Origin of the sequence: Streptomyces sp. NBC_00091 (assembly GCF_026343185.1) — a bacterium.
In the GTDB taxonomy this organism is placed as follows: Bacteria; Actinomycetota; Actinomycetes; order Streptomycetales; family Streptomycetaceae; genus Streptomyces.
In genome coordinates, this window is sequence record NZ_JAPEMA010000001.1 from 1,442,660 (window position 1) to 1,466,177 (window position 23,518).

General features: G+C 69.1%; 18 protein-coding genes and 1 pseudogene. 6 read left to right on the forward strand and 13 right to left on the reverse strand.

Annotated elements, in window-relative coordinates; genetic code table 11:
* Nucleotides 1-4: 4 nt before the first annotated feature.
* A complete protein-coding gene (locus tag OOK34_RS06185) occupies nucleotides 5-1,021 on the reverse strand; it encodes an ABC transporter permease (protein WP_267032855.1) in 1,017 nt (338 codons plus the stop codon).
* Nucleotides 1,014-1,937, reverse strand: a complete 924-nt coding sequence (locus OOK34_RS06190; protein WP_267032856.1) for an ABC transporter permease — start codon at nucleotides 1,935-1,937, stop codon at nucleotides 1,014-1,016. The genes OOK34_RS06185 and OOK34_RS06190 overlap by 8 nt, the downstream gene beginning before the upstream one ends.
* Nucleotides 1,938-2,092: 155 nt before the next feature.
* Here OOK34_RS06190 and tnpA point away from each other — a divergent pair, with 155 nt between their 5' ends.
* Nucleotides 2,093-2,521 (forward strand): IS200/IS605 family transposase, encoded by a 429-nt coding sequence (tnpA, locus tag OOK34_RS06195; RefSeq protein ID WP_267036642.1) that lies wholly within the window; start codon nucleotides 2,093-2,095, stop codon nucleotides 2,519-2,521.
* On the forward strand, nucleotides 2,518-3,822 hold the full coding sequence (locus OOK34_RS06200; protein WP_267032857.1) for a transposase: 1,305 nt from the start codon (nucleotides 2,518-2,520) through the stop codon (nucleotides 3,820-3,822). The genes tnpA and OOK34_RS06200 overlap by 4 nt, the downstream gene beginning before the upstream one ends.
* On the opposite strand, the gene OOK34_RS06205 is transcribed toward OOK34_RS06200, so the two are convergent.
* The 9 genes from OOK34_RS06205 to OOK34_RS06245 all read right to left on the reverse strand — a co-directional run bounded on the left by OOK34_RS06205 (nucleotide 3,815) and on the right by OOK34_RS06245 (nucleotide 17,436).
* Nucleotides 3,815-5,446, reverse strand: coding sequence for an ABC transporter substrate-binding protein (locus tag OOK34_RS06205; protein ID WP_267032858.1), 1,632 nt, complete (start codon nucleotides 5,444-5,446; stop codon nucleotides 3,815-3,817). The genes OOK34_RS06200 and OOK34_RS06205 overlap by 8 nt on opposite strands.
* A 107-nt stretch (nucleotides 5,447-5,553) precedes the next feature.
* Entirely contained in the window at nucleotides 5,554-6,507 is a 954-nt protein-coding gene (locus OOK34_RS06210) for an N-acetyltransferase (protein ID WP_267032859.1), read from the reverse strand.
* Between the two features lie 134 nt (nucleotides 6,508-6,641).
* The gene (locus OOK34_RS06215; protein ID WP_267032860.1) at nucleotides 6,642-7,688 is read right to left on the reverse strand and encodes an ABC transporter ATP-binding protein; all 1,047 of its coding nucleotides are present in this window, start codon (nucleotides 7,686-7,688) and stop codon (nucleotides 6,642-6,644) included.
* Nucleotides 7,681-8,736, reverse strand: a complete 1,056-nt coding sequence (locus OOK34_RS06220; protein ID WP_267032861.1) for an ABC transporter ATP-binding protein — start codon at nucleotides 8,734-8,736, stop codon at nucleotides 7,681-7,683. Before OOK34_RS06220 ends, OOK34_RS06215 begins: the two co-directional genes overlap by 8 nt.
* A 13-nt stretch (nucleotides 8,737-8,749) precedes the next feature.
* On the reverse strand, nucleotides 8,750-9,703 hold the full coding sequence (locus tag OOK34_RS06225; RefSeq protein WP_267032862.1) for an ABC transporter permease: 954 nt from the start codon (nucleotides 9,701-9,703) through the stop codon (nucleotides 8,750-8,752).
* Nucleotides 9,696-10,643: an ABC transporter permease gene (locus tag OOK34_RS06230; protein ID WP_267032863.1), complete on the reverse strand. Its 948-nt coding sequence runs from the start codon at nucleotides 10,641-10,643 to the stop codon at nucleotides 9,696-9,698. The genes OOK34_RS06225 and OOK34_RS06230 overlap by 8 nt, the downstream gene beginning before the upstream one ends.
* A 92-nt stretch (nucleotides 10,644-10,735) precedes the next feature.
* A complete protein-coding gene (locus tag OOK34_RS06235; protein ID WP_267032864.1) occupies nucleotides 10,736-12,355 on the reverse strand; it encodes an ABC transporter substrate-binding protein in 1,620 nt (539 codons plus the stop codon).
* A 427-nt stretch (nucleotides 12,356-12,782) separates the two neighbouring features.
* Nucleotides 12,783-14,687 carry a translational GTPase TypA gene (gene typA / locus OOK34_RS06240; RefSeq protein ID WP_267032865.1) on the reverse strand — a complete coding sequence of 635 codons (1,905 nt, stop codon included), beginning with the start codon at nucleotides 14,685-14,687 and terminating at the stop codon, nucleotides 12,783-12,785.
* A 358-nt stretch (nucleotides 14,688-15,045) separates the two neighbouring features.
* Nucleotides 15,046-17,436 (reverse strand): ABC transporter family substrate-binding protein, encoded by a 2,391-nt coding sequence (locus OOK34_RS06245; protein ID WP_267032866.1) that lies wholly within the window; start codon nucleotides 17,434-17,436, stop codon nucleotides 15,046-15,048.
* A 377-nt stretch (nucleotides 17,437-17,813) separates the two neighbouring features.
* On the opposite strand from OOK34_RS06245, the gene OOK34_RS06250 reads away from it, so the two are divergent.
* The 4 genes from OOK34_RS06250 (at nucleotide 17,814) to OOK34_RS06265 (ending at nucleotide 21,671) form a co-directional block, all read left to right on the forward strand.
* Nucleotides 17,814-18,038 carry a hypothetical protein gene (locus OOK34_RS06250; RefSeq protein ID WP_267032867.1) on the forward strand — a complete coding sequence of 75 codons (225 nt, stop codon included), beginning with the start codon at nucleotides 17,814-17,816 and terminating at the stop codon, nucleotides 18,036-18,038.
* Nucleotides 18,039-18,164: 126 nt separating this feature from the next.
* Entirely contained in the window at nucleotides 18,165-18,989 is an 825-nt protein-coding gene (locus OOK34_RS06255; protein ID WP_267032868.1) for a hypothetical protein, read from the forward strand.
* Between the two features lies 1 nt (nucleotide 18,990).
* Entirely contained in the window at nucleotides 18,991-20,892 is a 1,902-nt protein-coding gene (locus OOK34_RS06260) for a fumarate reductase/succinate dehydrogenase flavoprotein subunit (protein WP_267032869.1), read from the forward strand.
* The gene (locus tag OOK34_RS06265) at nucleotides 20,889-21,671 is read left to right on the forward strand and encodes a succinate dehydrogenase/fumarate reductase iron-sulfur subunit (RefSeq protein ID WP_267032870.1); all 783 of its coding nucleotides are present in this window, start codon (nucleotides 20,889-20,891) and stop codon (nucleotides 21,669-21,671) included. The genes OOK34_RS06260 and OOK34_RS06265 overlap by 4 nt, the downstream gene beginning before the upstream one ends.
* Here OOK34_RS06265 and OOK34_RS06270 read toward each other — a convergent pair.
* Together OOK34_RS06270 and OOK34_RS06275 are read right to left on the reverse strand one after the other, a co-directional pair.
* A complete protein-coding gene (locus OOK34_RS06270; protein WP_267032871.1) occupies nucleotides 21,668-23,308 on the reverse strand; it encodes a transposase in 1,641 nt (546 codons plus the stop codon). The genes OOK34_RS06265 and OOK34_RS06270 overlap by 4 nt on opposite strands.
* Nucleotides 23,301-23,483 (reverse strand): annotated as a pseudogene (locus OOK34_RS06275) (IS607 family transposase); the annotation flags it as partial. The gene OOK34_RS06270 and the pseudogene OOK34_RS06275, both read right to left, overlap by 8 nt.
* Nucleotides 23,484-23,518: the final 35 nt, after the last annotated feature.

Consider the following 23,518-nt stretch of genomic DNA (forward strand, 5'->3'; position numbering starts at 1 on the left):
CTCCTCAGCGCAGCTTGGGGTCGAGGGCGTCGCGCACCGCGTCGCCGAGCATGATGAAGGCGAGCACGGTCAGGCTCAGGGCCCCCGCCGGGTAGAGCAGCATGTGCGGGGCGTTGCGGATCTGGGAGGCGGCGTTGGAGATGTCGATGCCCCAGGAGACGGTGGGCGGGCGCAGGCCCACGCCGAGGAAGGACAGGGTGGCCTCGAGGGCGATGTAGGTGCCCAGGGCGATGGTGGCGACGACGATGACGGGGGCGACGGCGTTGGGGGCCACGTGCCGCAGCAGCATGCGGCCGTTGCCGGCGCCGAGGGCCCGGGCGGCCTGGACGTAGTCGTTCTGCTTGACGGTGATCACCGAGCCGCGGGCGATGCGGGCGAGCTGCGGCCAGCCGAGCAGCACGATGAAGCCGACGACGGGCCACACGGTGCTGCTGGTGACCACGGACAGGAAGACCAGGCCGCCGAGGACGACGGGGATGCCGAAGAAGATGTCGGCGACCCGGGAGAGCAGGGCGTCGCCCCAGCCGCCGAAGAAGCCGGCGAGCCCGCCGAGTACGGAGCCCAGCAGGGCGGCTCCGACGGTCGCGCAGACGCCGACGGTGATGGAGGCGCGGGCGCCGTAGACGGTGCGGGTGTAGACGTCGCAGCCCTGGGTGTCGTAGCCGAAGGGGTGCCCGGGGGCGGAGCCCTGCTGCGATTTGGACAGGTCGCACGTCAGGGGGTCGCCGCTCGCGATGAGCTGGGGCCAGATGGCGATGACGACGAGGAAGGCGATGAGCAGCGCCGAGGCGAGGAAGACGGGGCTCTGGCGCAGCTGGTGCCAGGCGTCGGACCACAGGGAGCGGGCCTTCTCCCGGGGGCCGGCGGGTCCGGTCACCTTCGCGACGCCTTCCACGCTCTCCGCCTCCTGGAGGGCCAGGTCCATGGCCCCGCCCTGGCCGGTGGGCGACATCGCCTCGCGCGGGCGGGGGCCCACGGGGTCGTAGCCGCCGGGGCCTTGGGGGTGCTCGGGCTCAGGCATAACGGATCCTCGGGTCCAGGACCGCGTAGAGCAGGTCGACGAGCAGGTTCGCCAGCAGGAAGACGATGACGAGGATGGTGACGAAGCCGACCACGGTCGGTGAGTTGTTGCGCAGGATGCCCTGGTAGAGCTGGTAGCCGACGCCGTGGATGTTGAAGATCCGCTCGGTGACGATGGCGCCGCCCATCAGGGCGCCGATGTCGGTGCCGATGAAGGTGACCACCGGGATCAGGGAGTTGCGCAGCAGGTGGCGGGTGATGACCCGGCGGCGCGGCAGGCCCTTGGCGACGGCGGTGCGGACGTAGTCGGCCTTGACGTTCTCGGCGATGGAGGTCCGCGTGAGCCGGGTGACGTAGGCGAGGGAGACCAGGGCGAGGACGATGCCGGGCAGGATCAGCTGGCCGAAGGGTGCGTCGGGGGACACGGTGGGGCGCACCCAGCCCCATTTGACGCCGAAGAGGAACTGGAGCAGGTAGCCGGTGACGAAGGTGGGCACCGAGATCACGACGAGGGTGAGCACCAGCAGGGTGGTGTCGATCGCCTTGCCGCGGCGCAGGCCGCTGATCACGCCGAGGGTGATGCCGACGAGGATCTCGATGGCGATGGCGACGACGGTCAGCCGCAGGGTGACGGGGAAGGCGGAGGCCATCAGTGCGGTGACCTTCTGCCCGTTGAAGGCGGTGCCGAAGTCTCCCTGGAAGATCTGGCCCATGTAGTGGAGGTACTGCTGCCACAGGGGCCGGTCGAGGTAGAGGTCCTTGCGGATCCGCGCGGCGGTGGCGGGGTCGGGGGCCTTGTCGCCGAAGAGGGCCGCGACCGGGTCGCCGAGGGCGTACACCATGAAGAAGATCAGGAAGGTGCTGCCGATGAACACGGGGATCATCTGGAGCAGCCGCCGGATCACGTAACGTCCCATCAGAACCTGGCCAGGGGACGCCCCGCTTTAGCGGGGTGGCGCATGGCTGCTCTGGGCTGCTCTGCCCTCAATCCAGTGCACGGATCCGCACTGTTCACCTGTACCACCTCTCCACCGCATTAGACCTGTCACGTCTGTATAGTGACGATGTGACTGTGACCCGGAGGGTTCGCCAGTTCTCTGGCGGCGAGTGCGACCTCGCTCTCCACGTGGTGTGGTGCCCGAAGTACCGCCGTCCGGTGCTCGACGGCCTGGTCGCGGAACGTCTGGACGAGCTGATGCGGGCCAAAGCCGACGAGCGCGGGTGGGAGATCATCGAGCTTGAGGTGATGCCGGACCACGTGCACCTGTTCGTCAAACACGACCCGAAGTCGTCGGCGTCGCATGTGGCGAACCAGTTCAAGGGCTTCACCTCCCATGCGCTCCGAGAGGAGTTCCCGCATCTGAAGTCGCGGATGCCCACGCTGTGGTCGTCGTCGTACTTCGCCGCATCTGCCGGCAGCCTCTCAGCGGCCGCGGTGGAGAAGTACATCGACACCCAGTGGGAAGGCTCTGGGAAGAAGGACACAGAGGTGCGGGGTTGATACGCGCCTACAAGTTCCTTCTGCGGCCCACCGCCGGTCAGGAAGCCGCGCTGCGGGCGATGTTGGCCGACCATTGCTCCCTTTACAACGGCGCGCTCCAGGAGCGGCGGGATGCCTGGCGGCATTCCTCGAAGAAGAGCATCAAGTACGGGGATCAATCCGCGCAGCTCAAGGAGATCCGGGCGTTCGACCCGGAGCGCCAGGGCCGCTGGTCGTTCTCTTCCCAGCAGGCGACGCTTCGCCGTCTCGACAAAGCGTTCGCCGCGTTCTTCCGCCGGGTCAAGGCCGGGGAGAAACCCGGATACCCCCGTTTCAAGGGTGTGGGGCACTTCGACACCGTGACGTTCCCGAGGGACGGGGACGGCTGCCGGTGGGACTCCACCCCACACGACCAGCAGACCCGCATACGCCTCCAGGGCGTCGGGCATGTCCGGGTGCACCAGCACCGGAGCTTGCGCGGCCGGGTGAAGACGATCAGCGTCAAACGCGAGGGCAAACGCTGGTACGTCGTCCTTGCCTGCGACGAAGTGCCGGCCGAGCCCCTGCCCTCGACGGGAACCATCGTGGGCATCGACATGGGCACGGTGCACTTCTTCACCGACTCCAGCGGTGCACACGTCGCAAACCCCAGGTTCCTCGACGCGATGGCCGACGAGCTGGCCGCCGCCCAGCAGCACCTTTCGACGTTCCCCAAACACACCCGGCAGAGGTCGAAGAAGCACCGGGCTGCAGCCCGGAAGGTCGCCAAGCTGCACGCCAGGATCCGGCGGCAGCGCTTGGACCACCACCACAAACAGGCTCTGGCCCTCGTGCGTGGGTACGACGTGATCGGGCACGAGCGGCTGAACACAGCGGGCATGACGAAGGCGCCCGCGCCCAGGCCCGACCCCGAGAACGACGGCGCGTTCCTCCCGAACGGTGCCGCCGCCAAGGCTGGGCTGAATCGCAGCATCCTCGACGCAGGTTGGGGGCAGTTCCTGTCGATCCTGGCGAAGAAGGCTGAGAGCGCCGGTCGCCGAGTGATCGAAGTGGACGCCCGCGACACTTCCCGCACGTGCCCGCCCGAGATAGGCGGATGCGGGCACGTGGCGAAGGAGAACCGCGTCACCCAAGCGAAGTTCGAGTGCACCGCGTGCGGGCTGGCCGAGAATGCCGACCGCGTGGGCGCCTTGAACGTTCTGCACAGGGCCGGGCTGGCCCTCTGCGCGGAGGCCTCGCCACCGACGCAGGAAGCCCGCCGCTTTGGCGGTGGGTGGAGTCACGGACTGCTCCGGGTTCGATCCGTAGGGGTGGTCAGCTGACCTTGATCTCGTTGTAGACCGGGATGCTGAACTGGTTCAGGGCGACGTCGGAGATGCGCTCGGAGTGGCCGGCGCTGCCGTTCTGGTACCAGAGCGGGATGGCCGGCATCTGCTCGGCGAGGATCTTCTCGGCGTCCTGGAACGCGGCGGTGGCCCTGGTGGGGTCGGTCTCCTGGTTGGCCTGGTCGACGAGCTTGTCGAACTCCGGGTTGCTGAACTTGCCGTAGTTGGAGGAGGCGCCGGTGTAGTACAGCGGCTGGAGGAAGTTCTGGATCAGCGGGTAGTCGGCCTGCCATCCGGCGCGGAAGGGGCCGGTGAGCTTGAAGGCGCTCTGCTGGTTGCGGAAGTCGGCGAAGGTGCCGATCGGGTTGACCGTGCAGACGGGGCCCTCGCCCAGCGCGTTGTTGACGCTGTTGCAGACGGCGTCCATCCAGTCGCGGTGCGAGCCGGTGTCCACGTTCGAGGTGAGCGTCATCTTGCCGCCCGGCAGTCCGCCGCCCTCCTGGATGAGCTTCTTGGCCTCGGCGGGGTCGAACTTGCAGGCGTCGCCGCAGACGGCGGCGCTGAAGCCGCCCTTGGCGCCGAGGGCCGGGGAGGTCCAGTCCTTGGCCGGGGTGCGGGTCTCGCGGAAGATCTGCTGGGTGATCTCGTCCCGGTTGATGGCCATCGAGATGCCGCGGCGGACCTTCTCCATGCCCTCCTTGCCCCACTGGGCGTCGTACAGGGGGAAGGTGAGGGTCTGGATGATGAGGGCCGGCTGGTTGATGTACCGGTCGCCGAGGTCGTTCTTGACGTTCTTCAGCTGCTGCGCGGGCACGTCGTCGACGAGGTCGAGGTTCCCGGAGATCAGGTCGGTGTAGGCGGTGTTGTTGTCGGTGTAGACCTTGAGGTCCACGCCGCCGTTCTGCGCCTTGTCCTCGCCGGGGTAGCCCTCCCACGTGCGCAGCTTCATGCCGGTGCCCTTGGTGTACGAGTCCACCGTGTACGGGCCGTTGCCGACGGGCTTGTCCAGCCAGGCGGTGTGGTCGGTGAAGAAGGCCTTGGGCAGGGGGGAGAAGGCCTGGTAGCCGAGGGTCTCGGGCCAGGTGGAGAACTTGGCCTTCAGGGCGACGGTGAAGGTCTTGGGGTCCTTGACGACCAGGCCGGACATGGTCTTGGCCTTGGGTTCGCCGCTCGCCGGGTGCACGTCGGCGTAGCCCACGATGTCGGCGAAGAAGGGCGCGTTGTTCTGCTTGTTGCCCACGTCCGCGGCGTAGTTCCAGGCGTCCACGAAGGACTGGGCGGTGACCGGCTCGTCGTTGCTGAACTTCCACCCGTCCTTCAGGGTGATGGTGAAGTTCTGGCCGTCGGTGGTCTCGATCTTCTCGGCGACCATGTTCTTGGCCTCGCCGGTCTTCGCGTCGTAGCGCTTGAGGCCCCGGAAGAGCATGTCGAGGACCTTGCCGCCCTGCACCTCGTTGGTGTTGGCGGGCTCCAGCGGGTTCTGCGGGTCACCCCAGGAGGAGCTGACGATCCCGGCCGCACCGCCGCCCCCGCCGCTGTCGCTTCCGCCGCCGCAGGCCGTCGCCGCGAGGGCTACGGCCACCGCACATGCGGCCCACTTGGCGTGGGTGGCTCCGCGCATGGAGTGCCTCCTACTGGGTCCCGGGTCTCACTTAGGGGCAATGTCACCCCATGTGTCGCCCCGTGCACTCCAGGTTGGCCCGATTGCACCCGCGCGTCCCCCGCCTGTCACCCCTGCGAGTGCAACGGCAGCTCCCAGGTGTCGACCGCGTAGTGCAGGCCCATGCCGTGCGCCTCGTACAGGGCGAGGGCGCCGCTCTCGTTGAGTACGTCCACGCCGAGGCCCAGGGTGTCGCGGCCGCGGGCGGCGTAGACGGCGAAGCCGTGGCGCAGCAGGTGGCCGCCGATGCCCCGGCCGCGCAGGTCCGCGGTGACGCCGAGGTGGCTGATCCAGCCCATGCTGGTGCGGTCGTCGCGGCTGAGCAGGACGGCGACGTCGCCCCGGCCGGGCAGGCTCGCGATCCACACCAGCGACCAGTCGAGGGCGCGGGCGTCGAGGTGGTCGAGCCATGCCTCGTACGTGCGGTGCGCGTGCCCGAAGTGCGCGGCGAAGGTCTCCTCCACCAGGGCGTGGGCGCGACGGCGGTCGGCCTCGTCGGCGGCGCAGTCGCGCAGGGTCAGGCCCTCGGGCGGGGCGGGGGCCGGGCCGGGGGCCGGGTCGGCGGCCGGGGCCAGGGGGCGGGTCATCACCTGGTAGCGGCGCACGCTGCGGTAGCCGCGTCCGGTGAGGAGGGTGAGGTCGAGGGTGGGTTTCGCGTTGAGCTGGATCCGCAGCCGGGCTCCGGGGCCGGCGCCGGCGGCCATCGCGCGGGCCCGGGCCTCCATCAGCCGCAGCAGCCGCAGGGCGGCGTCACCGTGGCCGGGCAGGACGTAGTGGTCGCCGTCGATGCGGCCCGGTCCGGAGTCGGCCCAGACCAGGGCGTAGGCGACGAGCCGGCCGCCCTGGAGGGCGACCCAGGAGTCGGTGGCCAGGTCCACCTCGGGGTGGTTGAGGTCGGCCTCGACGGTGCCCAGATCGGTCTCGGGTCTGCCGATCTCGATGACGTCGACGGCGTTGAGGAGTCCGCAGATGTCGGAGGCGTCCCCGGGGCCGGCGGGCCGGACGGTCAGCTTGTCGGTCATCCGTCCACTGTCGGCGGCGCCGGGGCACGGACGCAACAGACTTCGGGCCCCTCGGGGCGGGCGGGAAACGCCGGGGCGCCCGGGCCGGACGGATCCGGTCCCGGGCGCCCCGGACTGCGTACCGCTGTGCGGGATCAGACGGCCAGGATGGCCTTCTCCTCCGCGAAGTGGCAGGCCGACTCGTGCGCGGCCGGGCTGTCGACGTTCTTGAAGCGCGTCGGGATCGCCAGCAGGGGCTCCTCCGTGGCGCACTTCTCCTCGGCCTTCCAGCAGCGGGTGCGGAAGCGGCAGCCCGACGGCGGGTTGGCCGGGGAGGGGACGTCACCGGTGAGGATGATCCGCTCGCGGCCCTCGCGGGCCTCCGGGTCCGGCACCGGCACGGCGGAGAGCAGGGCCTGGGTGTACGGGTGGGTGGGGTGGTCGTAGATCTCGGCGTCGGTGCCGATCTCGGCCATCTTGCCCAGGTACATGACGCCCACGCGGTCCGAGATGTGCCGGACGATCGAGAGGTCGTGCGCGATGAACACGTAGGAGAGGTTGAACTCGTCCTGGAGCTTGCCCATCAGGTTGATGACCTGCGCCTGCACCGACACGTCGAGCGCGGAGACCGGCTCGTCGCAGATGATGATCTCCGGGTTGAGCGCGAGGCCGCGGGCGATGCCGATGCGCTGGCGCTGGCCGCCGGAGAACTGGTGCGGGTAGCGGTTGATGTACTCGGGGTTGAGGCCCACGACGTCCAGGAGCTCCTGGACCTTGCGGCGCCGGTCGCCCTTGGGAGCCACCTCGGGGTGGATCTCGTACGGCTCGCCGATGATGTCGCCGACCGTCATGCGCGGGTTCAGCGAGGTGTACGGGTCCTGGAACACCATCTGGATGTTGCGGCGGACGGCCTTCAGGGCCGCGCCGGACAGCTTGGTGATGTCCTGGCCCTTGTAGAAGACCTCGCCGGCGGTGGCCTTCTCCAGGTTCATCAGCAGCTTGGCGACGGTGGACTTGCCACAGCCGGACTCGCCGACGATGCCGAGGGTCTCGCCCTGGTAGAGGTCGAAGGAGATCCCGTCGACGGCCTTGACCGCGCCGATCTGCTTCTTGAACAGGATGCCCTGGGTCAGCGGGAAGTGCTTGACCAGGTTGCGCACCTGAAGGATCGGCTCGCCCTTGGGCTTGGTGAGGTCAGCCATGGATCTGCTCCTTCCAGAAGTGGCACGCGCTGCCGCGGCCCGGCATCTCGGTGCCGTCCTGCTCGGTCACCTGGTGCAGGACCGGCACGTCCGTGCGGCAGATGTCCTGAGCCTTGGGGCAGCGCGGGTTGAAGGCGCAGCCCGGCGGGATGTTGAGCAGGTTGGGCGGCAGGCCCTTGATCGCGTAGAGCTCCTGGCCCTTCTGGTCCAGGCGCGGGATCGAGTCGAGCAGGCCGCGGGTGTACGGGTGCGCCGGGCGGCTGTAGATCTCGTGGACCGGGGCGTTCTCGACGATCCGGCCGCCGTACATGACGGCGATCTTGTCCGCGACGTCGGCGACGACGCCGAGGTCGTGGGTGATCAGGATCAGGCCCATGTTCATCTCGCGCTGGAGCTCCGCGAGCAGGTCCATGACCTGGGCCTGGACCGTCACGTCGAGGGCCGTGGTCGGCTCGTCGGCGATGATCAGGTCGGGCTCCAGGGCCATCGCCATGGCGATCATGATGCGCTGGCGCATACCGCCGGAGAACTGGTGCGGGTAGTCGCCCACGCGCGCCTTGGCGGCGGGGATCTTCACCCGGTCCATGAGCTCGACGGCCTTGGCCGTGGCGTCCTTCTTGGACATCCCGCGGTGGACGCGGAACATCTCACCCAGCTGGGCGCCGACGGTGTGCACCGGGTTCAGCGAGGACAGCGCGTCCTGGAAGATCATGGCGATCTTCTGGCCGCGGACCTTGCGGAACTCCTCGGCCGGGAGCTTGAGCAGGTCCTGGCCCTGGAAGAGGATCTCACCAGAGGGGATCTTGCCGGGCGGCATGTCGAGGATGCCCATGATGGCCTGCGCCGTCACGGACTTGCCCGAGCCGGACTCGCCGAGGACGGCGAGGGTCTCGCCGGCGTCGACGGAGTACGAGACTCCGTTGACGGCCTTGGCGACACCGTCGCGGGTGTGGAACTCGACGTGCAGGTCGCGCACTTCGAGCAGGGGGGTCCCCTCCGGCGCCGAACGGGGCGCGGGGACGTTCGAGGTCTTGTCGATAGTGGTCAACGTACGCCCTTCCTCAGCGCAGCTTCGGGTCGAGGGCGTCGCGTACCGCGTCTCCGACCATGATGAACGCGAGCACGGTGACGCTCAGCGCAATGGACGGGAACAGCAGGATGTGCGGTGCCTGGAGCCAGCGGGCCGAAGCGTCGCTGACCATCAGGCCCCAGGAGATCTCCGGGGGCTGGACACCGATACCGAGGTAGGACAGCGCCGCCTCGGCGGAGATGTACACACCCAGGCTGATCGCGCCGACCACGATGACGGGGGCGACGGCGTTCGGCAGGATGTGGCGGATCGTGATGCGCAGGGTCCCGGCGCCCAGGGCGCGGGCGGCCACGACGTAGTCGTTGTTCTTGTTCTGCAGCACCGAGGACCGCATGATGCGGAAGATCTGCGGCCAGCCGAGGACGGCGAGGACCAGCGAGACCGTCCAGGCGTTGCCCGGCATCGCCGACATGATCAGCATGCCGCCGAGCAGCAGCGGGATCGCGAAGAAGATCTCGGTGAAGCGGGACAGGAAGCTGTCCACGATGCCGCCGACCCAGCCGGCGATCAGACCGAGCGCGCCGCCGACGATGAGGACGAGCGAGGTGGTGACGACGCCGACGATCACGGAGTTGCGGGCGGCCCACACGGTACGCGTGTAGACGTCGCAGCCCTGGATGTCGAAGCCGAACCAGTGGGCCGAGCTCGGGGTCTTGAGCGAGTCCTCGAGCTTGCAGGCGCCGGCGTCGAAGGGGCTGCCGTCGGTGAACAGCTGCGGCACGGCGGCCACGATCAGCAGGAACACCACGAGCGCGGCACCGATGATGAAGATCGGGTTGCGGCGCAGGTCGGAGATCGCGTCGGACCAGAGGCTGGCCTCGCGGTCCTTCTTCTTGTCCTGGCCCTTGGCGGCCCGCGTGCCGGCGGAGGGGCCGGCAGTCTGGGTGTCGGTCATCGAGTCCTCCACCGTATTCGTGTCACGCATAGCGGATCCTCGGGTCGAGCACGGCGTAGAGCAGGTCCACAAGGAGGTTGGCGACGAGGTAGATGAGGACCAGGAGGGTCACACCACCCACGACGACGGCACCCTGCTTGAGGTAGACGGACTGGGCGAGCAGACCGCCGAGACCGTGGATGTTGAAGATGCGCTCGGTGATGACCGCACCGCCCATGAGGGAGCCGAGGTCGGCGCCGAGGAAGGTGACGATCGGGATCAGCGCGTTGCGCAGCGCGTGGTTGATCACGACGCGGCGGCGGGGCAGGCCCTTGGCGGTCGCGGTGCGCACGTAGTCCGCGCGCATGGTCTCCATCAGGCTGGTACGGGTCAGTCGGGCCACGTACGCCAGCGAGGTGGAAGCGAGGACCCACGCCGGGAGGAGGTAGGCGCGCAGTCCGTCGTTCTCGTTGAAGGAGACGGAGAAGAGCTCGATGCCCCAGCTGTTCTTCAGCTCGACGCCGAGGGTCAGCTGGAGCACGAAGCCGGTCACGAAGACGGGGATCGAGATGACCATCAGGGTGGAGATCAGGACCAGCTGGTCCAGGAACTTGCCGCGGCGCAGGGCGGCCATGATGCCGGCCGCGACGCCGACGACGGCCTCGATGACGAAGGCGAAGATCGCGAGGTTCACCGTGTACGGGAACGCCTCGCCGATCAGGTCGGCGACCTTGCGGCCGGTGAGGGTCTCACCGAGGTCGCCCTGGAACACGCCGGTGATGTAGTTCCAGTACTGCAGCAGGAACGGGTCGTCCAGGTGGTACTTCTCGCGCAGCATCGCGGCGACGATGGGGTCTGCCTTCTTCTCGCCCGCGAGGAGCTGAATCGGGTCAGCGCCGGGCATCGCGAAGGTCAGCAGGTAGATCAGGAACGTGGCACCGATCAGCACAGGGATCGCCTGTATGAGTCGGCGGATGAGGTAGCGGCCCATCAGACCTCCAGCAAAGAACAGGGGGAAAGGGCGGGCAGACGGAAACCTGATTCCGTCTACCCGCCCCCGGATCCCCTTGGTGACGAGGGGTGTTAGTTGCGCTCGACGTTCGCCAGGTCCATCTGGCCCTGGGCGTCGACCTCGACGTTCTTCACGGACTTGGAGTAGGCCGCGGAGGACATGTACGTGAACACCGGGATGTACGGAAGGTCGCGGATGACGATGTCATCGGCCTTCTGGTACAGCTTCAGGCCCTCGGCGGCGTCGGTGGCCTTGTCGGCCTCCGCCATGGTCTTCTCGAACTCGTCGTTACGGTAGTGGCCGTAGTTGGAGCCCTGCTCGATCGCGACCTTCGAGAAGACCGGACGCAGGTAGTTCTCCGCCGCCGGGTAGTCCATCGACCACGCCATGCGGAAGGCACCCTTGTACTTGGCCGCACCGAGGTCGTCCAGCATGTCGCCGAACTTGGCGTACGGCTTGGCGGTGACCTCGATGCCGAGGTTCGCCTTCAGCTGGTTGGCGACGGCCTCGATCCACTCCTTGTGGCCGCCGTCGGCGTTGTAGCCGAGCTCGATCTTGTTGCCGGGAACACCGCCGGCCGCCTCGAACATCTCCTTGGCCTTGGTCGGGTTGTACTGACCGACCTCGCCGAGCGCGCCCTTGCGGTAGCCCGGGACGATCGGGCTGATGAAGTCGTCGGCCGGCTTGCGGGTGCCGTTGAAGATGGTCTTCGTGAGCGAGTCCCGGTCGATCGCCATGGAGATGGCCTTGCGGATCTCCAGCTTGCCGAACGCCTCGGGGTTCGTCTCCAGCGGGAGGCCGATGTAGCCGACGGCCGACTCGGGCTTGTAGATGTAGCGGTCGCCGAACTCCTGGGAGACGGTGGCCATCGCCGAGATCGGGAGCTTGTCGACGATCTGGATGTTGTCGGCGCGCAGGTCGTTGTACGCCGTGTCCATGTTGTCGTAGATCTTGAAGGTGACGCCCGCGAGCTTGGCGCGGCCCTCGGCCGGGTACTTGTCGTACCGCTTGACCTTGATCTGCTTGTTGTGCTCCCAGGCGCCGTCCATCTGGAAGGGGCCGTTGCCGATCGGCTGCTCGCCGAACTTCTTCGGGTCGGCCTCGAAGGCCTTCGGCAGCGGGAAGAAGGCGTTGTAGCCCAGCATGGTCTTGAACTGGGAGAAGGGCTCCTTCAGCGTGACGGTGAAGGTCTTCTCGTCAACGACCTTGAGGCCCTTGAGCTCCTTGGCGGTGGGCGTCTTGCCCTTGCCCGGCGCGAGCTCTTCGGAGCCGTCGATCTTGGCGAAGAACGGCATGGCCTCGGCGACGTTGTCCTGGTTGGCACCCCAGTTCCAGGCGCGGACGAAGGACTGCGCGTCGACCTTCTCACCGTTGTGGAAGGTGAAGCCGTCCTTGACCTTGATGGTCCAGGTCTTCGAGTCCGTGGACTCGATGGACTCGGCCGCGTCGAGCTTCGGCTCGTTGGTCTTGGTGTCGTACTTGACCAGACCGGTGAAGACCGCGTTCATGACCTCGGAGCCCTCGGACTCGGCGGTGTCCTGGCCAATCAGGCGGTGCTGCGGCTCGCCGAGCACAACCGTGATGTTGCCGCCCTTACCACCGGCGTCGTTGCTACCGGTGCTGCAAGCCGTGGCAGCCATCGCCACGATGACGGCACCCGCGACCCACTTGGCGCTCGTTGCTCCGCGCATGGGTATTTGCCTCCTCAGGAGTCACTGTCGATTCGTGAAGGACCCGGTTCCCGCTGACACCCCTGACAGCGAAATCCGGTCCCATCGTGTGTGCTCGTGAGTCGACGCTCCCCACAGCGTGTGACCCATTGACCCGAGCTCAATGGAGCCAATCCTCAGGGACACCCAGGCCGTAAACCACACTTAAGTGGTCTCGTTTTCACAACATCACCGCATGGCGAAAACCCGATATCCGGACAAACGGATAGGAGACAGACACGTGCGAAACGGACGGTTAGCTCATCATCCGGAGTGTCACGGCCGCTATGCGGACATCAGAACTCAACAATCCGTTTGACAAACGCGAACGGCCCCTCCTCACACCGATCCGGTGTGAGGAGGGGCCGTTGTCAGCCGTACGTATTCCGGCCAGAGGCCGACTCGCGTACTACTTGGCCGACTTGGCGCGCGACGCGGTGCGCGAGCGCTCCTTCTGGTCCAGGACGACCTTGCGGATGCGCACGGCCTCCGGGGTCACCTCGACGCACTCGTCGTCGCGGCAGAACTCCAGGGACTGCTCCAGGGAGAGCTTGCGCGGGGGCACCACGTTCTCGGTGTTGTCCGCGGAAGCCGCACGCATGTTGGTGAGCTTCTTCTCCTTGGTGATGTTCACGTCCATGTCGTCGGCGCGCGAGTTCTCGCCGACGATCATGCCCTCGTACACCTCGGTGCCGGGGTCGGTGAACAGGACACCGCGCTCCTGGAGGTTGATCATCGCGAACGGCGTGACCGAGCCCGCGCGGTCGGCGACCAGGGAACCGTTGTTACGGGTGACCAGCTGGCCGAACCACGGCTCGTGGCCCTCGTGGATCGAGTGGGCGATACCGGTACCGCGGGTGTTCGTCAGGAACTCCGTGCGGAAGCCGATGAGGCCGCGCGACGGGACCACGAACTCCATGCGGACCCAGCCGGAGCCGTGGTTCGACATGTTGTCCATGCGGCCCTTGCGGACGCCCATGAGCTGCGTGACCGCGCCCATGTGCTCCTCGGGGACGTCGACCGTCATGCGCTCGACCGGCTCGTGCACCTTGCCGTCGATCTCCTGCGTGACGACCTGCGGCTTGCCGATGGTCAGCTCGAAGCCCTCGCGGCGCATCTGCTCGACCAGGATGGCGAGCGCGAGCTCACCGCGGCCCTGGACCTCCCAGGCGTCGGGACGCTCGGTGTCGAGGACGCGGAGCGAGACGTTACCGATCAGCTCGCGGTCCAGACGGTCCTTGACCTGGCGCGCGGTGACCTTGCGGTCCTTGACCGCGGACTTGGCGTCCGCGCCCTTGCCGCTGCCGCCGCGGCCGACCATCGGGGAGGTGTTCGTACCGATGGTCATGGAGATCGCCGGCTCGTCGACCGAGATCAGCGGGAGCGCGATCGGGTTCTCCGGGTCGGCCAGGGTCTCGCCGATCATGATGTCGGGGATACCGGCGACCGCGCAGATGTCACCCGGGCCCGCCACCTCGGCCGGCTTGCGGGTGAGCGCCTCGGTCATCATCAGCTCGGTGATGCGGACGTTCGACTGGGTGCCGTCGCGCTTGATCCACGTGACGGTCTGGCCCTTGCGGAGCTCGCCCTGCTCGACGCGCAGCAGCGCGATGCGGCCGAGGAAGTTGTCGGCGTCCAGGTTGGTGACGTGGGCCTGGAGGGGCGCCTCGTCGTCGTACACCGGGGCCGGGACGTGCTCCAGGATGGTGGAGAAGAAGGGCTCCAGGCTGTCGCTGTCCGCGGGGACGGTGCCGTCCTCGGGCTTGGTCAGCGAGGCCACGCCGTCACGGCCGCAGGCGTAGACGATCGGGAACTCGATCTGCTCCTCGGTCGCGTCCAGGTCCAGGAAGAGGTCGTACGTGTCGTTGACGACCTCGTCGATCCGGGAGTCCGGGCGGTCCGTCTTGTTGATGCAGAGGATGACCGGCATGTTCGCCTGCAGGGCCTTGCGCAGGACGAAGCGGGTCTGGGGCAGGGGACCCTCGGAGGCGTCCACCAGCAGGACGACGGCGTCCACCATCGACAGACCGCGCTCGACCTCACCACCGAAGTCGGCGTGGCCGGGGGTGTCGATGATGTTGATCGTGATGGGCGCCCCGCCGTCCTTGGGGTGGTACTTCACCGCCGTGTTCTTGGCGAGGATCGTGATGCCCTTCTCACGCTCCAGGTCGTTCGAGTCCATCATGCGGTCGTCGAGGTGCTGGTGGGCGGCGAAGGCACCGGCCTGCTTGAGCATGGCATCGACGATGGTCGTCTTGCCATGGTCGACGTGGGCGACGATGGCGACGTTACGGATGTCGTGGCGCGTGGGCACTTCGGCGCTTCTCCCGGGATAGTGGATGGCGTCGCGTACGGTCCGGCACGCTCGCCTCGGCCGGGCGGAAAACCTGCCACGGCCTTACCCCATGGTACGTCGCGTGGCGGGAACCGCTCGCCGGGGGGTCTGTCAAGAGGCCGGAAGGCTGAGGACGGCCGGGATTCGGGTGGGGCCCGACAGGGGGGTCCCGGCTGTGGGTGCGGCCTGTGTGCTCGCGGGTCAACGGGCGGGTCAATGGGTGTGCACGACCTTGCCCGCCGGGGATCCGGCGGGCAAGGGACTTGAGTCACTTCTGAGCTTGCCACCCGGGGGTCAACCTGACAGGCCCCCCTTTTTCACCACTTCTTCTCCCGCGCTACTTCTTCCCGGCGTCCTTGGCCTCCTTGGCCTGAGGGGGCTTCTTCCAGCCGATGTCCTGGAAGCGGGGCGCCGCGAGACCGAAGGCCCCGGCGTTGGCCAGGCCCGGCTTGACGGCGACCAGCTCGGGGCGCTGGTAGAGCGGGATGGAACCGGCCGCGGCCCAGATCCGGGCGTCCGCCTTGCGCATCAGCTCGCGGGCCTGCTCCTCGTCGAGCTCGCCGGCCGCCTGGTCGAAGAGCTGGTCGATGTGGTCGGTGCCGACCCGGGTGTAGTTCTGTTCGACGAGGAGGGAGCCGTCGGCGGCCGGTTCCGGCTTGGCGAAGATGGGCCGGGCGTCGGTGGCGGGGAAGGCCGTCGCGGGCCAGGAGTACAGGGCCAGGTCGTACTGGCCCGAGGCGATGTGGTCCTTGAAGAAGCTCTCGTCCGCGACCTTGGTGAGCTGGGTGCTGACGCCGATCTTCTGGAGCATCTGGGAGATCCGCTCGCCGACCGTGCGCAGGGCCTCCGAGCCGGGGCCCGCCGGGAGGACGAAGCGCAGGCTCAGAGGCTTGCCGTCCTTGGCGAGCATCGCGCCCGAGGTGCGGGCGGCCTGCTTGGCCGGGACGGGGGCCGGGCTGGCCCAGGCGGGCTCCTTGCCGTCCGCGCCCTCGTCCGCGGCCGGGGCGGCCTTGCCGTCGTCGAGGGCCTCCGCCTGGGTCAGCAGTACGTGCTCCTGCTGGGCGGCGAGGGAGGCCGGGGCCAGCGCCGGGGAGGGCCGGTCGGTGCGGGCGAAGGTGTCGAAGCCCTCCACCGGCTCCGCCTCGAAACCGCGCGCGGGCCCCTCCGGGAGGACGTGCAGCCCCGCGGCGGGGGCGCCGGGCAGGCCGGGGCGGGCCCCCCGGGCGGCCAGTCGGGCCGCGGCGGAGCGCAGGCCGCCGTTGCGCCCGTCGTCCTGGCCCACGATGTACAGGCCGTCGTTGCCGGTGCCGGGGCCCGCCGGGGTCTTGGAGTCGTCCGTCGCGCTCTCGGCGCTCTCGGCGCCCGCCTTCGCCCCGGCCGGCTCGCTGAGCTTGCCGCCCTTGCGCCAGCCCGCGTCCGCCAGCAGGGCCTGGGCCGCCTGGGTGTCCTGGCCGCCGAGGGCGTCGCTGTTGTCGGCGTACGCCTGCTGCCCGGCCAGCGCCAGGTGGCTGCCGACCGGCTTCGCGGGCAGGCCGAGCGGCTTCAGCACGATCTCGGCCAGCGTCCTGCGGTCCAGGGCGCGGGCCACCGCCCGGCGGACCCGCTCGTCCGACAGCGGGCCGGAGGCGCCGTTCATGGCCAGCTGGGTGTAGGCGGGCTCCAGCGACTTGCGGACCGTGAAGCCGCGCAGGGCCGACTGCTCGTCCGCGTACTTGCGGGTGGCGTCAGCGTTCTTCTGGCGGGTCTCCTGCTCCTCCTTGGCCCTGGCCTCGTCGGCGCCGTGGGCCAGCGCCCAGGAGAGGGTGGCCTGCGCGACCGTGAGGGAGGCGCCCGGGCCGTGGGTGCCGTCCACGCGGCCGGCGTCCCGGTGGGCGAGGGCGATGCGGTCGGCGCCCGAGCGGTCGATCTCGGCCAGGTCGATCTTCCCCTCGGCCAGCGCGGCCGGACGGCCCGCCCGGGGCACCGCCGTCAGCACGAGCGTGTCCAGCTTCGCGGGCCGGCCCCACCAGCGCGCGTTGCGGGTCAGGGCCGCGGTGCCGGTCTTCTTGTCGATGGCCCCGAGGTTGAAGGGGCCGGCGGTGACCTTGAGTGCGCCGCGGGCGCCCTCGTTGAAGGCCTCCGGGGTGCCCATGACCTGCTTGGGGTAGAGCGGGCTGAACAGGGAACGCCAGTCGGCGTACGGCCTGACGAAGGTGACCTTGACCTCCAGGTCGGTCTTGCCGCGCTCGATCTTCTCGATCCGCTCGTAGCCCGCGTTGCGGGCCGTCCAGTACGCCGAGTCCTTGCCGTTCAGGGCCCGCCACTGGGCGACGAAGTCGGCGGCGCCGATCTCGCGTCCGTCGCTCCACACCGCCTGCTGGTTCAGCTTGTACAGGACGACCTGCTTGGGCTCGCGCTCGACGACCTCGGCCTTCTCCAGGTAGTCGGGATTGGCCACCGGCCGGCCCTTGGCGTCGAGCGTGAACAGCTGGGGCAAGGCCGCCCCCGCGATCCGGTTGGTGGTGGAGTCCGCATCGGCCTGGAAGGTGTTCAGGGTCTCCGGCAGGGCGTCCACCGCCCAGCGCAGCACGCCGCCGTCGGCGACCTGCTCGCGGACGGTCGTCGCGATGTCCGGTCCCGCGGCGGCCGGGCCGCCCTCGTCCTCGCCCGCCCCGCAGCCCGTGAGGAGCGGCAGCGCAAGGACTCCCGAGGTGAGGAGCGCCAAGGACCTGCGCCTTCTCTGGGTCATGGGTGGTACCTCCGGGGCGGGGCGTGAGGGCTGTGAAAGAGGGTTCTTGATCACGTTCGGCGGTATATGGAGCTGATCACACTGGTGTCGAAACCCACTGAAATCGACAGCCGCCCGCGTCCTCCGGAGCGGACCCTCGCCACGCCGCGAACCCCACCCGTGCGGACCAATCCGGCTTGCCGCCCGGCTCCCGCGGGACGTGTCCCAGGCGAGCGTTCCCCCGGACGAGGGATGAGAATGGGGGCAGGGAGGGGCGCACGGTTTGCGCCTGCGCGCCCGGAATCGCTGCACGTCCCTTCACAACCGGGGACGGGAGGCGCGACACTCGCAGGCGCCCGTGAGCATTGCCACCGCACCCGCGGAAGTGAGGGCGAGCCATGTCCCTGCAAGATGATCTGACCGCCGTACGACGCAATCTGAACGAGCTGGTCCGCTCGGTGGAACAGCTGGAGAAGGACGTCGCCCGGCAGTCGCCGGCCGCCGCCACCAGGCCGCCGGACCCGTCCCGGATGGTGCACATCCCGGACACCCCGTACGACAGCACGCTGTGGACGGACACCGACGACGAGGGTCTCGGCGCCCGCGACCGCCGCGCCCCCTAGGAGCGCCGCCAGCAGTGCCCCCCGGACGCGCCGCAGGCCGTCCGCGGCACCATCCCCCATCTGGCCCGGCCGCTGCGGCGGCCGGGCCTCCTGGGCCACCCCTCATCACTCCACCCGGAGTTCCCCTTGGCCACAGGCACGGAACCACCCCAGCAGCGGCCCGGCGGGGTCCACGGCCCCTCGCGGGCCGCGATCTCGGCCCGGCACCTGCGGACCGACCGGTGGTGGCTGTCGCCCGCCGGCACCGCGGCCGGGCTGCTCGCCTTCATCGTCTACTCGACCTGGCGGGCCTTCGCCAACGACCACTACTACGCGGCCCCGTACGTCTCCCCCTTCTACTCCCCCTGTCTGGCGGAGAACTGCGAGACGATGCGCGGCGGCCCCAACCTCGACCTGTTCGGCAGCTGGTGGGGCCTGTCCCCCGCCCTGCTGATCCTGGTCTTCCCGCTCGGCTTCCGGCTGACCTGCTACTACTACCGCAAGGCCTACTACCGGGGCTTCTGGGCCTCCCCGCCCGCCTGCGCCGTCGCCGAGCCGCACGCCTCGTACACGGGCGAGACCCGCTTCCCGCTGATCCTGCAGAACATGCACCGGTACTTCTTCTACGCGGCGGTGCCGGTCGCGGGGATCCTCACCTACGACACCGTGCTGACCTTCCGCGACGCGCACTACGCGTGGGGCCACATGGGCCTCGGCACGCTGATCTTCCTGGCGAACATCGTGCTGATCTGGGCCTACACCCTGTCCTGCCACTCCTGCCGGCACATCATGGGCGGCCGCCTCAAGCACTTCTCCCGGCATCCGGTGCGCTACCGCCTGTGGGGCTGGGTCAGCCGGCTCAACACCCGTCACATGCAGCTCGCGTGGGCCTCCCTGATCAGCGTGGCCCTGTGCGACTTCTACGTGTACCTGCTGGCCAGCGGCACCATCACCGACCCGAGGATCTTCTGAGATGGCTCAAGTGGAACGGCAGCAGTGGGACGTGGTCGTGGTCGGCGCGGGCGGTGCCGGACTGCGGGCCGCGATCGAGGCCCGCGAACGGGGCGCCCGTACGGCCGTGATCTGCAAGTCCCTCTTCGGCAAGGCCCACACGGTGATGGCGGAGGGCGGGATCGCCGCCTCCATGGGCAACGTCAACGAGGGCGACAACTGGCAGGTCCACTTCCGCGACACCATGCGCGGCGGCAAGTTCCTCAACCAGTGGCGGATGGCCGAACTACACGCCAAGGAGGCACCGGACCGGGTCTGGGAGCTGGAGACCTGGGGCGCGCTCTTCGACCGCACGCCCGACGGGAGGATCTCCCAGCGCAACTTCGGCGGGCACGAGTACCCGCGCCTCGCGCACGTCGGCGACCGGACCGGCCTGGAGCTGATCCGCACCCTCCAGCAGAAGATCGTCCAGCTCCAGCAGCAGGACTTCACGGAGTACGGGGACCACGAGGCCCGCCTCAAGGTCTTCCAGGAGTGCACGGTCACCAGGATCCTCAAGGACGGGCAGCGGGTCTCGGGGACCTTCTGCTACGAGCGCGAGACCGGCCGCTTCTTCGTCCTGGAGGCCCCCGCGGTGGTGCTGGCCACCGGCGGGATCGGCAAGTCCTTCAAGACCACCTCCAACTCCTGGGAGTACACCGGCGACGGACACGCGCTGGCCCTGCTGGCCGGCGCCCCGCTGCTGAACATGGAGTTCGTCCAGTTCCACCCCACGGGCATGGTCTGGCCCCCCTCGGTGAAGGGGATCCTCGTCACGGAGTCCGTCCGCGGCGACGGCGGCGTCCTGCGCAACTCCGAGGGCAAGCGGTTCATGTTCGACTACGTCCCGGACGTCTTCAAGGAGAAGTACGCCGAGTCCGAGGAGGAGGGCGACCGCTGGTACGAGGACCCGGACCACAACCGTCGTCCGCCCGAGCTGCTCCCCCGCGACGAGGTCGCCCGCGCGATCAACTCCGAGGTGAAGGCGGGCCGCGGGTCCCCGCACGGCGGGGTCTTCCTCGATGTGTCCACCCGGATGCCGGCCGAGAAGATCAAACGCCGGCTGCCCTCCATGTACCACCAGTTCAAGGAGCTGGCGGACGTGGACATCACCGCCGAGCCCATGGAGGTCGGCCCGACCTGCCACTACGTGATGGGCGGGATCGCGGTCGACTCCGACACCGCCGCGACCGTCGGCGTACCGGGGCTGTTCGCGGCCGGTGAGGTCGCGGGCGGCATGCACGGCTCGAACCGGCTCGGCGGCAACTCCCTCTCCGACCTGCTGGTCTTCGGCCGGCGGGCCGGGCTGCACGCGGCGGCCCACGCCGCCGCGCCGGGAGGGCGGCCCGCGGTCTCCCAGGCGGAGATCGACGCGGCGGCCGCCGAAGCGCTGGCCCCCTTCCACGCGGACGAGGGCGCGGAGAACCCGTACACCCTCCACCAGGAGCTCCAGACGGCCATGAACGACCTGGTCGGCATCATCCGCCGGGAGGGCGAGATGGCCGAGGCGCTGGAGCGGCTGGCGGCCCTGCGCGTACGGGCGGCCCGCGCCGGGGTCGAGGGGCACCGGCAGTTCAACCCGGGCTGGCACCTGGCGCTGGACCTGCGCAACATGCTGCTGGTCAGCGAGTGCGTGGCCCGCGCCGCCCTGGAGCGCACCGAGAGCCGGGGCGGGCACACCCGCGAGGACTGCCCGGCGATGGAACGCCAGTGGCGGCCGGTGAACCTGCTGTGCCGCCCGGTGGAGCCTGCCCCCGCCGACCCCGCCGCCGGCCGGATCGCGCTGGAACGGGTCCGTACCGAACCGATCCGCTCCGACCTCCTCGCGCTCTTCGAGAAGGAAGAACTGGCCAAATACCTCGCCGAAGAGGAGCTGTACGGGTGACCACATACGACGCACGCTTCCGGGTCTGGCGGGGCGACGCGGAGGGCGGGGAACTGCGGGACTTCACCGTCGAGGTGCACGACGGCGAGGTGGTCCTGGACATCGTGCACCGGCTCCAGGCGACCCAGGCCTCCGACCTCGCGGTCCGCTGGAACTGCAAGGCGGGCAAGTGCGGTTCGTGCAGCGCGGAGGTCAACGGCCGCCCGCGGCTGATGTGCATGACGCGGATGTCCACCTTCACCCGCGAGGAAACCGTCACGATCACCCCGCTGCGGGCCTTCCCCGTGGTCCGGGACCTGGTCACGGACGTGTCCTTCAACTACGCCAAGGCGCGGGAGGTGCCGGCCTTCGTGCCTCCGCCGGGGGTCGCGGCGGGCGAGTACCGGATGCGGCAGGTGGACGTGGAGCGCTCGCAGGAGTTCCGCAAGTGCATCGAGTGCTTCCTGTGCCAGGACACCTGCCACGTGGTGCGTGACCACGAGGAGAACAAGACCGCCTTCGCCGGTCCGCGCTTCCTGATGCGGGTCGCGGAGCTGGACATGCACCCCCTGGACGCGGCAGCCGAAACGGGCCTCGACCGCAAACGCGCCGCCCAGGAGGAGCACGGGCTGGGCTACTGCAACATCACCAAGTGCTGCACCGAGGTCTGCCCCGAGGGCATCAAGATCACCGACAATGCCCTGATCCCGCTGAAGGAACGGGCCGTGGACCGCAAGTACGACCCCCTGGTGTGGCTGGGGAACAAGATCCGGCGCCGTTCGGATTCCGACCGTTCCTAATCAGTGAGCAGGAGTGGGTCTTGTACCCATACCTGGTCACTGCGGGCATCCCGAGCGGTTTGGGATGCCCTGGTCGCCCGCTTTCGCTCCGCATCCGGCGATACGGATCGTGTCCGTGGTCCGGGGATGCGGGGGCGGGTTTCCTCACGCCCTCGGGTCTGCGGTCCGGCCTGGACGGTCCGATGCCCGCGACGATCACTCTGGTCGTCGCGGGGCGGTGCCGTCCGTCGCCGGATCGGGTGCCCGAGGGCGCGCCTGCCAATCGCCACCGAAGCGGCGTCATGGCGAGTCATCTTGCGCTTGTTGCTGGTCAGGGGCTTGCGCCAGTGCTCATCGCCCCACATCGAGGTGTAGGCCGGATCGACCGCGACGATCGCCAGGTCCTGCTCGGCGGCCATCGACACGAGCCGGGCTTTGAGCTTGCCGGTCGGCATGCCGGAGATCAACTGCCGGAACCGCTTCTTGCGGCCGTGCTTCTCGCGTGTCTTCTCCACGGCGAAGTCCAGGTCCTCGATGCCGATCGCATGGACGCCGCAGCGACGGGCCCAGTGCAGGAGCCGGGTGATCGCGTGCCGCACCTGGGCGTCCCGGTGATCAGCCGGCCCGGCCAGGTCGAAGAAGAAGCGGTGCGGTTCGCCGACCGGGTTGCCGTGCCTGTCGAGCTGGTAGGCGGCCAGGTGGTCGGCGTTCGTATCGACCCCGACCATGCCGAGGGCGCGGGCCGCCTCCAGCGGGATCGTCTTGACCACCGGGCAAGACCAGGCAGCGGTGAGGTACCAGCGGCCCCGCGCTGCGTCGTAGTGGATGCGATAGGCCACGGCGCGGTTGCCGCTGACGCGCTCTCGCCACTCCTCGCCACGGTGCTGGAAGTGCACCGTGGAGGCGAGGACGTACCGGCCATGTGGCGCGTTGGACAGGTGAGCGAGCGGCGTGGGCAGTTTGATGGAGACCTCGCCGCCGGGAGCGACGCGGATCGTCTCGTTCCCGAAGCATTTGCCGGGCTCTCCGTCGGCGGCGAGGAACCAGCGCTCCGCTTCCCAGCGTTCGCGCCACTCCAGCTCGGTGAGCTGGGCGGACGTAAGGTTGTGACGATTGCGGGCCATCTTCTTCCCGCCCCGCACGACGTGCACGACACCTGCCTCCCGGTCGGCGCGAGCCGTGTCGAGACGGTGCTCCAGAGTGTGCAGGCGCCGGGACTTTTGGAACCACTCGCCCTTTGACCGGTAACCACCCGGCGCCTTCTTGGTGCCCTTCTCCCCGATGGGCTGCGACAGGCGGTGCATCAGCGTGCGGACACCGGCCTCGAGGTTTTGGATGTGCGCGAGCTGACAGCGGCGGGAAGGCGCCCACTGATCGTGGGTGGCCTTGGTGATCGAACCGGCCCAGCGGGAGGACGACTCGGCGGTCAGGTCCCGCTTGCGGGCCGCCCACGTGTCCGTGGAATGCTCCAGGCCATCCGCACAGCGTGCCTTGAGGTCACGGGATGCGAGGGAGCCCAGGTGCTCGCCCACCAGGCGGAGAACCCTCTGATCCCCTGGGGTGAGGTGCTTGAGGCGGTCGCGTATGGCCACACCGGACGGCCCGAGGGCGACAAACGGCGCGTCGATGGTGCGGAGCTTCTTCTTCGGCTCAGCCATGCCCGGCCGCCTCAAGGGCCCTACGGGCCCGGTCCTTCGCCGACCGTCCTCCGTACAGGCGGGCGCAGAACGAGGTCAGCACATCCACGATGTCCTGCGCCAGGTCGTCATCGACATCACCCTCGTCCAGCACGACAAGGCGCCGGCCAGTCGCGGACAGGGCGGCCTCAACGAGCTCGGTGCGGCCCAGCGCAAGGTGCCCTCACGGAA